Below are 14,683 nucleotides of genomic sequence, written 5' to 3' on the forward strand. Positions count from 1 at the left end.
TGAAATCTAAATGAATAGTTCTCAATACCCTTATGCAATAATAAACTGTGCGGTTACATCAAATAACTTAACGCTAATTTTTTGTCGCTTTTGTCGTATGTATCTGTATATGTACGTCTATAGGCTTGTATATCTGAATGATATTAAGCGTATCAAACGCCTTATTCTACCAGTCATCGGCATAAATTTCATCTTTTCCATACCAACAGTGTTGTTTAAGTTAATATCATGTATTTCAAATACTAGGCACGGTTAATGATTATTTATTTTAATCATAAATCTTGGCAATAAGAAGCACCCCAACCATCTAAGACGGTTGGGGTGCTGTGTTGTATAAGCTTAAGTTATATAAACTTAAACAGCTTTAAAGTATAAAGCTATTTAGGTTATAACGTTATTTCAATTATAAAGAGTCAATCGTGTCATTCAATAACTGACTTGGACGCATGACTTTAGTTGCTAAAGCTTCATCAAAGAAGTAGTAGCCATCGATATTAGCCGGCTGACCTTGAACGTCATTTAATTCTTTAACAATAGCGTCTTCGTTGCTGGCAAGTTTTTCAGCAAGTGGTGCAAACTGTGCTGCCAATTCTTTATCTTCAGTCTGTGCAGCAAGCTCTTGAGCCCAGTACATAGCCAGATAGAAATGACTGCCACGGTTGTCCAATTCACCGGTTTTACGTGATGGTGATTTGTTGTTTAACAACAGTTTTTCAGTCGCTTTATCTAGCGTATCGGCTAAAATTTGTGCTTTAGCATTGTCATTTTTGACTGCCAAGTGCTCTAAAGATACCGCCAACGCTAAGAACTCACCGAGTGAATCCCAACGTAAATGGTTTTCTTCAACTAACTGCTGTACATGCTTAGGAGCTGAACCGCCTGCACCTGTTTCAAACAAGCCGCCGCCATTCATCAATGGTACGATAGATAGCATTTTAGCACTGGTGCCTAACTCTAAGATTGGGAACAAGTCAGTTAGGTAATCGCGCAAGACGTTACCAGTGACAGAGATGGTATCTTTGCCTTCTTTTAGACGCTCTAGAGTGAAACGAGTCGCTTCACGTACTGGCATGATGCGAATGTCTAAACCAGTGGTGTCATAATCTTTAAGGTATTTTTCAACTTTTTTGATCAGTTCTGCATGGTGTGGACGTTTGTGGTTTAACCAAAATACCGTTGGAATACCGCTGGCACGGGCACGTGTCACGGCTAATTTTACCCAATCTTGAATCGGTGCATCTTTCACCTGGTTCATGCGCCAGATGTCTTCCGCTTCTACTTGATGCTCGGTCAATACATTGCCTTCGCTATCAAGCACTTGTACTTTACCAGCAGAAGGAATTAGGAAGGTTTTGTCGTGCGAGCCGTATTCTTCTGCTTTTTGCGCCATCAAACCGACGTTTGGTACTGAACCCATGGTAGTTGGATCAAATGCGCCATGTTCTTTAGAGAATTTGATGGTTTCATCATAGATACACGCATAGCTGCTATCAGGGATAACGGCTTTAGTGTCATGCAACTCATTGTCCGCGCCCCACATTTTACCTGAGCTACGAATCATAGCTGGCATAGATGCATCAACGATGACGTCACTTGGTACGTGTAGGTTAGTAATGCCTTTGGCTGAATCTACCATCGCAAGATCAGGGTTGTTTTTATAAATGGTCTGAATGTCAGCTTCGATTTCTTTGCGTTTTGCTTCAGGCAATTCTTGGATTTTAGCCAATAAGTTGCTAAAACCATTATTGACGTTAACGTCAAGTTCTTTGAACGTATCGCCATGTTTAGCAAACAATTCTTTAAAGAAGATTTTGACCGCTTCACCAAAGATAATCGGGTCAGAAACTTTCATCATGGTGGCTTTTAGATGCAATGAGAACAACACATCTTCTGCTTTAGCGTCTTCAACTTGCTCTTCTAAAAACTCTACTAATGCGGTATGGCTTAAGATTGCCGCATCAATTAATTCACCAGCTAGTAATGGTGCAGGTGCTTTTAGCTCAGTCACTGTACCATCTTCAGCGGTAAATTCGATACGGTAGTCAGTCGCTTTATCAAGAGTTACTGATTGTTCGGTATCGGCAAAATCGCCATGTTGCATAGTGGCTACGTGCGACTTAGAATCGGCACTCCATGCGCCCATTGAATGTGGGTGGTTTCTTGCAAACGCTTTTACCGCTTTTGGTGCACGGCGATCAGAGTTACCTTCGCGCAATACTGGGTTAATGGCGCTGCCTTTAATTTTGTCATAGCGCTCGCGCGCGTCTTTTTCTTTATCTGTTTCTGGATGATCTGGGTAATCAGGTAAATCATAGCCTTTATCTTGTAGCTCTTTAATCGCCGCTTTTAACTGCGGGATAGAGGCGCTGATGTTGGGCAATTTAATAATATTGGCACCAGGTTGTTTTACCAATTCACTTAACGCCACAAAGGCGCTAGGAATACGTTGTTCTTCTGGTAAAAACTCTGAAAATAAAGCAATAATTCGACCCGCTAAAGAGATATCAGCGGTTTCAATTTCAATTCCTGCTGTTTTTGTAAAGGCTTGCACGATAGGCAAGAAAGACAGGGTCGCTAGCGCTGGGGCTTCGTCAGTTTTTGTATAAATAATTTTTGTCATTGTAGTAGTGCATTCCTTTGGGTGGTTGTGAATAATAACGCTTACATATCATGAATCGTTCTATACAGCCCCTATGCAATCATGGACTATGTGCTTAGAACGAGTACATTATATGTAGGCTCTTGGAAAATACAGACTCTTAGAGAGTTTTGAGTTTGCTTAGCTGCTTTCGCTGAATGGTCTTTCGTTAACTGTCGTTAAGTTAAAAAGGCACGGTAGCTAGATTATTTGACTTGTCTGAAAGAGATTATTTGACTTGTCTGAAAGTGAATTATCGAGGGCTATATTATAGCGAACTCACTATAAATCCGATGCGATGTCAATCTCGCATAATGAACTCAGGATACTGTTTTGACTCGTATCCCATGTATCTGGATTATATTAAACTATTAATAGCGTTATTCTACCAGTCATCCGCATAAATTTCATCTTTTCTGTGCAAGCACTGCTGCTGAACCTAGTCAAAAGGGTTATGAGCAACCTTCAACCAACATTATAGCGTCTGGAATACCCAGCTCAATGGTTTCAACCTGCCCTTGTAGCTGTGCTCGTTGCGCTGCTGACCATTTATCAACTGGCTGCGTCATGCTATTGGCGTTTGCAATTTTTTTACCGCCCCGCATGGTGTATTTAATCTGTAAAGACAAGGTATTTGCTTTAGCAGGAATATCATAAATAAAATGGTAGTAATCACCTGTTTCATCGTATTTATCCATGCTATAACGTAAGTTATTCGGATGAGCGCTGATAATTTTATCGACTTTATCACCGCTACGGATGCCCGTATAAAAATTAATATCAGGCGCATTAAGTCCAATGAGTGCTAATTTTCCATCAATCACCTGATAGTATATTGGTTCAAAGTCAGTGTCGTCTCTCTTCACGCTGGCTTTAGTAGGGTCTTCGAGATAGTAGCATTCATCATAGCCATGCTCGCCTTTAATCAATCCTAAACGGCTAAGAACTTCAGGCGTGATGGTTTGTCCAAAGTGCAGACCTTTATAACCCGAAGGACTAAGCGTCTGTGTATTAAAAGGTGCGTCAGAAGTTTCAGCTTGCATGCTGTTTCTATTGATAATTTCAGGAGTAGTCTGCGCGATATTATTACTACCTACCGTTGATGCGCTGGTGATTTTTTGAGCATCACAGGCGCTTAGTATGCACAAACAACTGCTCATTAAGGTTGCTGCGACTATGTGTTTTAGAGTGGTCTTGACCGTGGTCTTAAATGGCGTAGTCAGTAAAGTAGACATATTGGTCTCCTAAGTATGACAGCGATATCATTAACTCCAATTTGCCTATTTTCAGCTTAAATATCCACAGTATTTTTGCAAATTGTGACAGCATAAGCGTAAAAATTTGCTACGCTAGATTCATCTAAAAATAAGTAGTGAGCATTATGAGTTTACAGTACGCGCTCGTGGGCGATATGAGTTGGCAGCAGCAAACCCAGTGGCAGACACCTGATACGCCATTTATGTCGTTTGCCTTTTGGCAGGCGCTGATTGATACGGGCGCGATTGGTGAGGATGCGGGTTGGTTGCCTATTTTTATATTGGTATATCGTGATAAAGATATCAATAACGCTGCAAGTTTAACCGATGAGAGTTTACCAACTACAGATATAACTGAACCGGTAGCGGTAATGCCGGTATTTGTAAAAGGTCACCATCGCGGTGAGTTTGTCTTTGACCATGCATGGGCAGAAGCGTATGCGCGTTATGGAATTGATTATTATCCACGTTTGGTGACCAGTGTGCCTTATACACCGATTACAGGTGAGCGGTTATGGTTGGCACAAGGCGAGAGTCTCAGCGCTGATATTATAAAAATGGCAATGGCGGGGGTTGATGATCTTGCACAGCAAGTTGGCGCGTCAAGTTGGCATGGCTTGTTTGTAAATTCTGAACTTGCAACGCTTGCTGCATCAACAGATATTGAAATAGATAGTGCCATAGAAACGCTGTATTCACAGTCAGCGAGCGCCACTTTATCTGCAACGATTCCTATCCTTGAGCGTCAAGGCTGTCAGTTCTTATGGCAAAATAAAGATCTCGTCAATAATGCACAGCCTTTTACCAGTTTTGATGACTTCTTAATGACACTGACCGCCAAAAAGCGCAAAAATATTCGCGCTGAACGCCGTAAAGTATCGGAACAAGGGATTTCTTGTGTACGAAAATGCGGGGATGCTATCAGCGCTGACGATTGGAAAATCTTTTATCATTGTTATGTGATGACTTATGCCGTCCGTGGGCAGCAACCTTATTTAACCACTGATTTTTTTATGGCATTGGCACAGACCATGCCAGAGCATATTATGCTGGCGCAAGCTTATGACAGCGAAGGCGAGATTATCGCCAGTAGCTTATTTTTATATGATGTTGCTCATGATACATGTGATACAAAAAATACGCACAAGCGCACGTTATATGGGCGCTATTGGGGCGCACTGGGTGAGTATGACAGTCTACATTTTGAGCTGTGTTATTATCAAGGGATTGAATTTGCTATTGAGCAAGGATTGTCGAATTTTGATCCCGGCACCCAAGGTGAGCATAAGCTGATTCGCGGTTTTATTCCGACGACGACCCATTCCTTACATCGTATTTATGATCCGCGTTTTGTCCCAACGATTAGCGACTTTTGTAAGCAAGACCGTGCTCATATGGCGCAGTATCGTCAGCAGGCACATGAGGCGTTGCCATTTAATAATGACAATATGCCTGATTTTGATAGCAGTCTTTAATTCCAGTATTTAGTGTTTTACTTATTTAACTTGATAATCAGTCATTAACTATGCGCCCTAATCGCTTTAATACGTCAACAAAAATATCGCCACCGCCAGCATTACTGCCATGGCTCGATACCAATGGTTCATTGACCGCGATGCTAGAGGCAAAAGCAGGGCAGCCTTTACGGGTGGTTCGAAGTTTTGAAGGTTATCGCTTGTTATCGCTTCGACAAAAGCAGCAGCTTGGATTACAAGGTGCGGTGCTAAATCGACCACTGCTCGCATGGGTGCGTGAGGCACAATTATATGGTAACGACGAATTGCCATGGGTGACGGCACAAAGTATCTTTCCTCTAATCAGCTTGCAAGGGCAGGCGCGACGGTTGCAACAGCTCAAAGGCACACCGATTGGCTATGTATTATTTAAGCGTTGCCGAACCTTGCCTAATCAGCGTTTTATTGAGTATACAAATGAGGGTTGGCGTCGGCAAACGCGCTACGATTGGTATGGGCGTACCTTGCTCATAAGTGAGACTTTTTTACCGCATTTTTGCCAACAAATACTAAAGTTTTAAATTTAAATGTTTCAATTTAAAACATCATCTATAAACTAAAAAAGCTGACCAATTAGTCAGCTTTTTATCTCTATATGCCTTTATTATCAAGGTATGCAGGCAATATATTAAATAAATCGCTTATGATGAATCATGCTTTATATTTATAGGTTACTGCCAGTTAGACACTTATATTTATACGATTATTAATACAATAGACACATGTCCTTTAATCACGCTAGGATGAGGTTTTTTCGCGCTCAGAAGCTAAAGTTTCATGCTACACTGAGTTACGGCGATATTAAAGGTGCCCAAGCGCATCAACACTATTGCTAAGCATGATAAGCGGATTCCGAGCTTCTATCTTTTAGTAGCTTCCTTTTCATAAAAGAAATTATATAGGGTATAAATATGTTTCAAGATATCTCGATTAAGGAATTTGACCCAGTACTTGCTGAAGCATTAGCAGCTGAAAGTGTTCGCCAAGAAAATCACATTGAGCTGATTGCTTCAGAAAACTACTGCTCACAAGCGGTGATGGAAGCACAAGGTACCGATTTAACCAATAAATACGCTGAAGGTTATCCCGGCAAGCGTTATTACGGTGGTTGTGAGCACGTTGACGTGGTTGAGCAATTGGCGATTGATCGTGCAAAAGAATTGTTTGGTGCAGAATATGTGAACGTCCAACCACATTCTGGTAGCCAAGCCAACTCAGCAGTATTCTTAGCACTTTTAAAAGCTAATGACACTATTCTTGGTATGAGCCTTGATGCGGGTGGTCACTTGACTCACGGCGCACACATTAACTTTTCAGGCATCAACTACCATGCGGTGCAGTACGGTTTAATCGAAGGCTCTGGTCTGATTGATTATGACCAAGTTGACGCCCTCGCTCGTGAACATAAACCTAAAATGATTATTGCTGGTTTCTCAGCGTATTCACAAGTGGTCGATTGGCAGCGTTTCCGCGATATCGCGGACGAAGTTGGCGCTTATCTATTGGTTGATATGGCTCACGTTGCTGGTCTGGTTGCCGCAGGTGTTTACCCAAGCCCAGTACCATTTGCTGACGTGGTTACTACCACTACGCACAAAACCTTACGCGGTCCACGTTCAGGTATGATTCTAGCTCGTGATGAGAAGCTAGCGAAAAAGCTAAATTCAGCCGTTTTCCCAGGTAATCAGGGCGGTCCATTAATGCATGTTATCGCTGCCAAAGCGGTATCATTCAAAGAAGCATTAGAAGACAATTTCAAAACCTATCAGCAACAAGTGGTTAAAAACGCGCAAGCAATGGCGAAAGTAATCATCGACCGTGGCTATGAAATCATCTCTGGCGGCACTGAAAATCATCTCATGCTGATCAGCCTAGTTAAGCAAGAAATGACGGGTAAAGAAGCGGATAAATGGTTGGGTGATGCGCACATTACGGTCAATAAAAATGCCGTACCAAACGATCCAAAATCTCCATTCGTGACCTCTGGTATCCGTATCGGTACACCAGCCATTACCACTCGCGGCTTCAATGAAGCGCAAGCAGGTGAGTTGGCAGGTTGGATTTGTGACGTGTTAGACAGCCGTGGCGATGAAGCCGTGACTGCTGAAGTCCGTGGCAAAGTAGAAGCTATCTGTAAAGAGCTTCCAGTTTATGCTAAAAATCAATAAGCTTTAATTACTGTTTTTAAGCGCTCTTATTAAGAGTGATATTAAAAAAACCGCTTAGCTTATGCTAGGCGGTTTTTTTATTCTTCGGACATTAATTTAACAGGTTAAAACGGCAATTTCGTAAATATCTGCAATACCGTCGCGTTAACGATATCAACAAAGAAAGCACCAACCATCGGTACAATTAAAAACGCCTTAGGTGATGGCAAATAGCGATCGGTAACCGCCTGCATATTAGCAATCGCAGTTGGCGTTGCGCCCATACCAAAACCACAGTGTCCGGCTGCTAATACCGCCGCATCATAATCTTTGCCCATGATTCTAAAGGTGATGAAGTAAGCATAAGCAATCATAACCGCAGTTTGCACCAGTAAAATAATTAAAACTGGACCGGCTAAATCTGTCAATTCCCATAGCTTTAGCGACAACAGCGCCATGGCTAGAAACAGGCTTAACGAGGCGTTACCAATCACATCAATCGCGCGGTCAAACATATCAAAGTTAAAGACCATAGTCAGTGCATTACGAATAATCACGCCACCTGCTAATGCCCAAACGAAGGTAGGCAACTCAAATGCCGTGCCCTGTGCAACGATGGTCATCAAGTCGGCAAACGCCAAAGCACCTGCAAATAACGCCAAACTTTCAATGGTAGAAGAGGCGGTAATCAGACGAATATTATCCGGCTTCTCAAACATCTCTTCATGTCTATTATCACCATCTTCGTTATGTTTGGTGCTATATAATGACTGCTTACCGGCAAGCTTTTCAACGTCACTTTGATTTGCATTGACTGGAGCTGGTTTAAGCCCCATTTTGTTGATCAATCGGCGCGCAACAGGACCACCAACTAGACCACCTGCAACCAAACCATAAGTCGCAGCAGCAATACCAAGGGTCGTGGCACCAACCACGCCGTATTGTTCTTCTAATACAATACCCCATGCCCCAGCCGTACCGTGTCCACCGGTTAAGGCGATAGAACCTGTTACCAAACCGAGCAGCGGATCAAGCCCAAGTACGCTTGCCATGGCTACCCCAACCACATCCTGCAAGATAATAAAAACGGATACGACAATGGTAAAAATGAGTAACGGTGAGCCACCCGCTTTAAGACGCCCAAAGTCGGCACTCAGACCAATTGAGGCAAAAAACATCAGCATGGTCGCCGTCTGTAATGCTTGATTGAAGGTAAAACTATAACCCCATACTAAGTTAAGAGCATATACAATCGCGGCAGCAACCAGACCGCCTGCGACAGGCTCTGGAATATTAAAGTCCTCTAAGAACTTAATTTTCTTGACCAAGAAGCGCCCAAGTAGTAATACCAACGTCGCTAAAATGAGCGTGTAATATCCATTTAAAGTAACTTCCATGAGTGTGTCCTTTTATAAATATAAATGAACCTGAATTCGGGATAAGTCTGGCAGTATCTCGAATTTAGGTTTGAAGCATTAGGTTTAAAACATAAGTCACTGCAATAAACAACTTACCAGCATTTGATACCACCATTCATCACAGCGACTGACTCAAATTTTTATAAGCATTTTCAGCTAACAGGCTAAAATTAGGTACAAAGCTGTAACTTAAATGCTGCATATCAGTTAAATAGCGTTGTAAATAGGTTATATTACTATCAGTTAAACATTCTCAAACTATATTTTATGTATATAAAAAGTAGTTTAGGAAATAAATATTGTAAAACTCATCAGTAAAATCAGATGAGATAGACGCATGATTGAATATCAAAAATAACCTGCCCGCCAATCATGACGCCCAATTTAAAACTAAAAAAACGCCAGCACTGATGCTGACGTTTATTATAAGAGATACATTTTATATCAAATTAACACAATTTTGAATGATTATTACGTTCTAGTTTCGCCATGACCATAGACAATCCACTTTTGTGAGGTTAAGCCTTGTAGTCCAACTGGACCACGCGCATGGATTTTATCGGTTGAGATACCAATCTCCGCGCCAAGTCCGTACTCAAAACCATCAGCAAAGCGGCTAGAGGCGTTAATCATGACGCTTGCCGAATCGACTTCACGGATAAAGCGCTGTGACTTGCTGTAATTATCCGTGATAATGACATCGGTATGATGACTGCCGTGGGTATTAATGTGCTCAATGGCTTCGTCCAAACCGCTGACAATTTTAATGGCTAAAATGGGCGCTAAATATTCGGTATCCCAATCGGCATCGGTAGCCGCTGATAAATGCCCACTAAGTTTGGTATTATTATTTAAAATGGCTTGCGACTTCTCATCAAGACGCAGCTGCATGGCCTCATCGGCTGCAACAATGGCTTCGGCAATTTGTGGTAATAACGTCTCAGCAATGGCTTCATCGACCAATAACGTCTCCATGGTATTACACGTACCATAGCGATGGGTTTTGGCATTGACGCTAACATCAATCGCAATTTTTGCCTCAGCGTCACGGTCAATAAAGGTATGACAATTACCATCTAAATGCTTAATCACTGGTACTTTGGCATCCCGGCTAATACGCTCAATCAAGCCTTTACCACCACGTGGCACAATCACGTCGACATAGTCAGTCATCGTAATCAGCTCGCCAACCGCCGCGCGATCAGTGGTTTGCAATACTTGCACGCTATGCTCAGGCAGTTTTGCGTTTTTAAGACCTTGATGAATACACTTGGCAATCGCTTGATTGGATTCAAACGCTTCAGAGCCACCACGCAAAATAATCGCATTGCCTGATTTGAGTGCTAATGATGCTGCCTCTAATGTGACATTCGGACGCGACTCATAAATCATGCCGACAACACCAAGTGGTACGCGCATTTTACCCAAATGTATTCCTGACGGCTGATAGGTCATATCCGTCACTTCGCCAATAGGGTCGGGCAAGGTTGATACGTCTTTTAAGCCCTGCAACATTCCATCAAAGCGTGCATTATTTAGCTCTAAGCGGTCAAGTAAGGCGGCATCAAGATTATTTTTCGTGCCATTATCCATATCAATTTTATTCGCCGACAAAATGTCTTGTTTGGACTTGACCAATTCATCATAAATTGCCATTAGCGCAGCATTTTTGATACTCGTATTGGCAGCAGCAAGGGCTCGCGAGGAGACGCGCGCTTGTTTGCCAACGGTGTTCATATAGGTTTTGATATCTGATGTGGTCGATTGACTCATTAATTAATTTCCTTATATATATAGGCAATAAAAGTGTGCCTGAAATTCTTGTAACTGAATTTTAATAAAAAATATCAAGCAGTTTACTAAATAAAGCAAATGCGCATCAGCAGGCGAAGACTATGCTAAATATCGGCAGTGATGAATAAAAATGGGCGTTTTAACGCATCTATAGCGTTATGCCATTTAAAATAGATTAGATTAGACCGATAGTAAAGACGAATTTTTGAATAGGATTTTTTATGAACGGTGGTTTTAGTAGCGAAGCTGTATATTTTGAATTGTTTTTATAATGTACTAAAAAATGGCTGATCTTAATCTACATTGTGCTTATATTGTTCCACTGCTTTTCTATTTTACAGTTACGTGTTGTCAACACAATACTGCTGCAACTACTAAGGTGGCTACATTTTTTTATTAGTATAGTTAAACAGTAAATAATTTTAGTATTGCCTAACGTTTAAAATTTTAGCAACCTCAATCAGATACGAGAGAAAACGATGATGTCACAGACAAGCACAGATAAAAAGACAGCACTGACGATCCATAAAAAACTGATATTTGTTACCTTAGCAGCAGCGGCATTAACGCTAAGTGCTTGCGGTAAAAAAGATGCGCCTGTGGTACAAGCTGACCCAGCAGTCGATAACCAAGCTTCAGTAGAGAAACACGAATCAGCGGTGGCTCATGATGAGGTCGCAGTTGCAAGCGCCAATGAGGGCATGGCAACGACAGATATGCCAAACGATGATGTCGCTGTAGCGACTGCCGACGACTCTAAATAATAGACGGTAGAAAATGAACGGTAGAATCAGGCGAGAACGTCTCGACTTACTACCCCAAATATTCTAGAATGCACCTGAATACAAATGAGTAGAGCAATCTATTAGCTCAATCGTATAAAACAGCATAGCAGTCATTAAAATGATAAAATAAGCTCAGAGTTGCAATGGCAGTCTGGGCTATTTTTTATGGTGCTTATTGTCATTGCTGTTTATTGGTCATTATTTGCTGATAACTATTTTATTAGTCATGATATCACTGATAATTAGTTCACTAATAATGATTCATTCATCACTATTATTTATTCATCACTATTATTTATTCATCACTATTGGAAGTCTGCTAAACCATGCCTGATATTGCCAAAGATTCGACTCGTCCTATCGCCCTTGAGGTACAAGACCTCCATAAAAGCTATGGCTCTCTAGCTGTACTTAAAGGTGTTTCCCTGACCGCTTATGATGGCGATGTCATCTCTATTCTGGGGTCGTCAGGCTCTGGAAAGTCAACCCTTTTGCGCTGCATTAATTTGCTGGAAAAACCAACACAAGGTCGCATTATCATTGGTAATGAAGAGCTGATATTAAAGCCAACCAAAACGGGCGAAATGCAAGCGGCAAATATCAAGCAATTAGAAAGCTTACGCGCGCGTGTGGGTTTTGTGTTCCAGAACTTTAACTTGTGGCCGCATAAAACGATTTTGCAAAACATTATCGAAGGACCGACGCAGGTTCTAAAAATTAAAAAAGACCAAGCTATTAGTGATGCGGAAAAACTGCTCGATAAAGTCGGTTTACTCGATAAAAAAGATGCGTATCCGGCAAATTTGTCTGGTGGTCAGCGTCAGCGTGTGGCGATTGCGCGCGCCCTTGCCATGCAGCCACAGGTGTTATTATTCGATGAGCCAACTTCCGCGCTTGACCCTGAACTGGTCAATGAGGTGCTCGCGGTCATGCGTGAGCTTGCCGAAGAAGGGCGTACCATGCTGATTGTCACCCATGAAATGCGTTTTGCTCGTGAAGTCTCTAGTAAAGTGGTGTTCTTGCATCAAGGCGTTATTGAAGAGATGGGCACACCCGAACAGGTCTTTGATCATCCAAAATCAGAGCGCGTGCGCGACTTTATGGCATCGCATCGCTAGGCACGTTTTAGGTTGATTTTAGGTTAAATAGTAATTAACGAACTCGTCCTCATAAACGGTGTATATATAGACCGTTTATGACATCATAATGACAGTCAATATCTAAAACGTTTGTTTTTGATTTTTGAGTCAGGTATCATCAACAATTTTATAACTTGTCAATATTGTTACTGTTTTTGTTATCTGGCATGGATGTCAGAGGGTAAAAATATCAGCAACACATATCAGCAACCAAGGAATGTATGATGTCGACTTCTCGCCTATTGTGGTCATCGCTGACCCTCACTGCCGCGCTAGCGCTTAGTGCCTGTAGCCCATCGCAAGATGCCAAAGATACCAATGCTGATGCCCAAGCTGCCGGTACAGCTGGCAAGACTTTACGTATTGCGACTGAAGGCGCATATCCTCCTTTTAACTATACCAATGCCGATGGTAGTTTAGCGGGCTATGATATTGACGTTGTCAATGCCTTGTGTAAGCAAATGCAAGCCAAGTGTGAGATTGTCGCGCAAGATTGGGATGGCATTATTCCTGGCTTATTGGCTAAGAAATACGATGCGGTGATTGCCGGCATGTCTATTACTCCTGAACGTCAAGAAAAAGTTGATTTTACCGAGCCTTATTTTGCCAATACGATGGTATGGCTGACTGATACCAAAGGTAAGTTTAATCCCAAATCTATCAAAAACTTAACCCTTGGCGGTCAACGCTCAACGACACCAGGCGCGTATTTACAAGACAATTATGACGGTAAAGACGGCAACACCGTACAGTTATATGATAACTACGACAATGCCTATTTAGACCTAAAGTCTGGTCGTAGCGATGCGGTGTTGGCTGAAAAAGTCTCTGCTAAATCTTGGCTAAAAGACAATCCTGCTGGCTTTGGTATCGTTGGTGATGAGATTGACAATAATGACAATATCGCCATTGCTGTGCGTAAAGGTGACCCACTCAAAGAAGACTTTAACAAAGCACTCAGCGAGATTCGTAGTAACGGCACGCTGGCACGCCTTGAGCAAGCAAACTTCGGTCAATAAACTAGCGGTCACTATCTATACTGCGGGTCAACTCATAAAGGAAGCGTAAAAATGTCAATTTCAATTACTCATAAAGCATTGTGGCTTGCCCCGCTTAGTGCTGCAATGCTCATGCTAGCTGGCTGTAGTAATAGCTCAACGCCAGAAGAGGGCGCGGCGACCGATACGGCAACTGATAGCGCGCCGATGACTATAAAAATCGCGACCGAATCAAGCTATAAACCGTTTAGCTATACCGACGCGGATGGCAAACTTATTGGCTATGAGATTGAGTTGGTTGATGCTCTTTGTGCGCAAATGAAGGCGAATTGTGAAGTTATCTCACAAGACTGGGATGGTTTAATCCCAGGATTAAATGCAAAGAAATTCGATGCCATTATGGCAGGTATTTCCATCACCCCTGAACGTCAAGAAGTGGTCGACTTCTCAGATCCCTACTTTTATACCAGTATTATTTTAATCGGTAAAAAAGGCGATGATGTCCGTATCGATGCCCTCAAAGGTCAACCTGTTGCCTCACAGCGTGCCACCGTTGCTTCGCAGTACTTGCAAGATAAACATGCAGAAGCCGATATTAAACTTTATGACACCCAAGATAATGCCTATTTAGACCTAACGTCAGGTCGTGTACGCGCCATGATGTCAGATAAAGTCACGGGTATGGATTGGTTAAAAACCCCTGCTGGCAAGGACTATGAAGTCAAAGGGCAAGAAATCACTACTGATAAAGATGCCATGGGTATTGGCTTCCGTAAAGGGGATCCGTTAGTGGCTAAATTCAATAAAGCATTAGCTGAGATAAAAGCTAATGGTACTTATGATCAAATCTCTGGCAGCTACTTTGGCACTAGCTCGACGGCTGCTGCGCAAAAAGTGGTAGCGATTAATGACGTAAATAATGACGTAAAAGGCGTCGCAATAGCTAAAGATGCAAATGCTGACGCTAGCAATTCTACTACTGCGAAATAATGCG

Annotated in this window: 11 protein-coding genes; 7 read left to right on the forward strand and 4 right to left on the reverse strand. The window is 42.1% G+C overall.

What is annotated here, in order from left to right:
• Positions 1-403 precede the first annotated feature (403 nt).
• Positions 404-2,620 (reverse strand): NADP-dependent isocitrate dehydrogenase, encoded by a 2,217-nt coding sequence (locus AOC03_RS08060; protein WP_062534928.1) that lies wholly within the window; start codon positions 2,618-2,620, stop codon positions 404-406.
• Positions 2,621-3,090: 470 nt separating this feature from the next.
• Entirely contained in the window at positions 3,091-3,873 is a 783-nt protein-coding gene (locus AOC03_RS08065) for a hypothetical protein (RefSeq protein ID WP_062534930.1), read from the reverse strand.
• A gap of 146 nt (positions 3,874-4,019) precedes the next feature.
• Between AOC03_RS08065 and AOC03_RS08070 the strand changes: the two genes are divergently transcribed.
• From AOC03_RS08070 to glyA, 3 genes are all read left to right on the forward strand, one after another.
• Positions 4,020-5,369, forward strand: coding sequence for a GNAT family N-acetyltransferase (locus AOC03_RS08070; protein WP_062534932.1), 1,350 nt, complete (start codon positions 4,020-4,022; stop codon positions 5,367-5,369).
• Positions 5,370-5,419: 50 nt separating this feature from the next.
• Complete coding sequence (locus tag AOC03_RS08075) at positions 5,420-5,929, forward strand: chorismate--pyruvate lyase family protein (protein ID WP_062534935.1); 510 nt, start codon at positions 5,420-5,422, stop codon at positions 5,927-5,929.
• A 390-nt stretch (positions 5,930-6,319) separates the two neighbouring features.
• A complete protein-coding gene (gene glyA, locus AOC03_RS08080; protein ID WP_062534937.1) occupies positions 6,320-7,576 on the forward strand; it encodes a serine hydroxymethyltransferase in 1,257 nt (418 codons plus the stop codon).
• A 104-nt stretch (positions 7,577-7,680) separates the two neighbouring features.
• Here glyA and gltS read toward each other — a convergent pair whose 3' ends face one another.
• Complete coding sequence (gene gltS, locus AOC03_RS08085; RefSeq protein ID WP_062534939.1) at positions 7,681-8,952, reverse strand: sodium/glutamate symporter; 1,272 nt, start codon at positions 8,950-8,952, stop codon at positions 7,681-7,683.
• 492 nt (positions 8,953-9,444) lie between these two features.
• Positions 9,445-10,746: a glutamate-5-semialdehyde dehydrogenase gene (locus AOC03_RS08090; protein ID WP_062534941.1), complete on the reverse strand. Its 1,302-nt coding sequence runs from the start codon at positions 10,744-10,746 to the stop codon at positions 9,445-9,447.
• A 500-nt stretch (positions 10,747-11,246) separates the two neighbouring features.
• Between AOC03_RS08090 and AOC03_RS08095 the strand changes: the two genes are divergently transcribed.
• From AOC03_RS08095 to AOC03_RS08110, 4 genes are all read left to right on the forward strand, one after another.
• Positions 11,247-11,531, forward strand: coding sequence for a hypothetical protein (locus AOC03_RS08095; protein ID WP_227514215.1), 285 nt, complete (start codon positions 11,247-11,249; stop codon positions 11,529-11,531).
• Between the two features lie 347 nt (positions 11,532-11,878).
• Complete coding sequence (locus AOC03_RS08100; RefSeq protein ID WP_062534943.1) at positions 11,879-12,670, forward strand: ABC transporter ATP-binding protein; 792 nt, start codon at positions 11,879-11,881, stop codon at positions 12,668-12,670.
• A gap of 245 nt (positions 12,671-12,915) precedes the next feature.
• The gene (locus AOC03_RS08105) at positions 12,916-13,710 is read left to right on the forward strand and encodes a transporter substrate-binding domain-containing protein (protein WP_062534945.1); all 795 of its coding nucleotides are present in this window, start codon (positions 12,916-12,918) and stop codon (positions 13,708-13,710) included.
• Positions 13,711-13,761: 51 nt separating this feature from the next.
• Complete coding sequence (locus AOC03_RS08110) at positions 13,762-14,679, forward strand: transporter substrate-binding domain-containing protein (protein ID WP_062534947.1); 918 nt, start codon at positions 13,762-13,764, stop codon at positions 14,677-14,679.
• The last annotated feature ends 4 nt before the right edge of the window (positions 14,680-14,683 follow it).

This window comes from Psychrobacter urativorans (assembly GCF_001298525.1).
Classification (GTDB): domain Bacteria; phylum Pseudomonadota; class Gammaproteobacteria; order Pseudomonadales; family Moraxellaceae; genus Psychrobacter; species Psychrobacter urativorans_A.

Excerpts from the sequence above, each read along its gene's own strand:
- AOC03_RS08060 (WP_062534928.1), bottom strand. The coding sequence starts at position 2,620 with ATGACAAAAATTATTTATACAAAAACTGACGAAGCCCCAGCGCTAGCG.
- AOC03_RS08065 (WP_062534930.1), bottom strand. The coding sequence starts at position 3,873 with ATGTCTACTTTACTGACTACGCCATTTAAGACCACGGTCAAGACCACT.
- AOC03_RS08070 (WP_062534932.1), top strand. The coding sequence starts at position 4,020 with ATGAGTTTACAGTACGCGCTCGTGGGCGATATGAGTTGGCAGCAGCAA.
- AOC03_RS08075 (WP_062534935.1), top strand. The coding sequence starts at position 5,420 with ATGCGCCCTAATCGCTTTAATACGTCAACAAAAATATCGCCACCGCCA.
- glyA (WP_062534937.1), top strand. The coding sequence starts at position 6,320 with ATGTTTCAAGATATCTCGATTAAGGAATTTGACCCAGTACTTGCTGAA.
- gltS (WP_062534939.1), bottom strand. The coding sequence starts at position 8,952 with ATGGAAGTTACTTTAAATGGATATTACACGCTCATTTTAGCGACGTTG.
- AOC03_RS08090 (WP_062534941.1), bottom strand. The coding sequence starts at position 10,746 with ATGAGTCAATCGACCACATCAGATATCAAAACCTATATGAACACCGTT.
- AOC03_RS08095 (WP_227514215.1), top strand. The coding sequence starts at position 11,247 with ATGATGTCACAGACAAGCACAGATAAAAAGACAGCACTGACGATCCAT.
- AOC03_RS08100 (WP_062534943.1), top strand. The coding sequence starts at position 11,879 with ATGCCTGATATTGCCAAAGATTCGACTCGTCCTATCGCCCTTGAGGTA.
- AOC03_RS08105 (WP_062534945.1), top strand. The coding sequence starts at position 12,916 with ATGTCGACTTCTCGCCTATTGTGGTCATCGCTGACCCTCACTGCCGCG.
- AOC03_RS08110 (WP_062534947.1), top strand. The coding sequence starts at position 13,762 with ATGTCAATTTCAATTACTCATAAAGCATTGTGGCTTGCCCCGCTTAGT.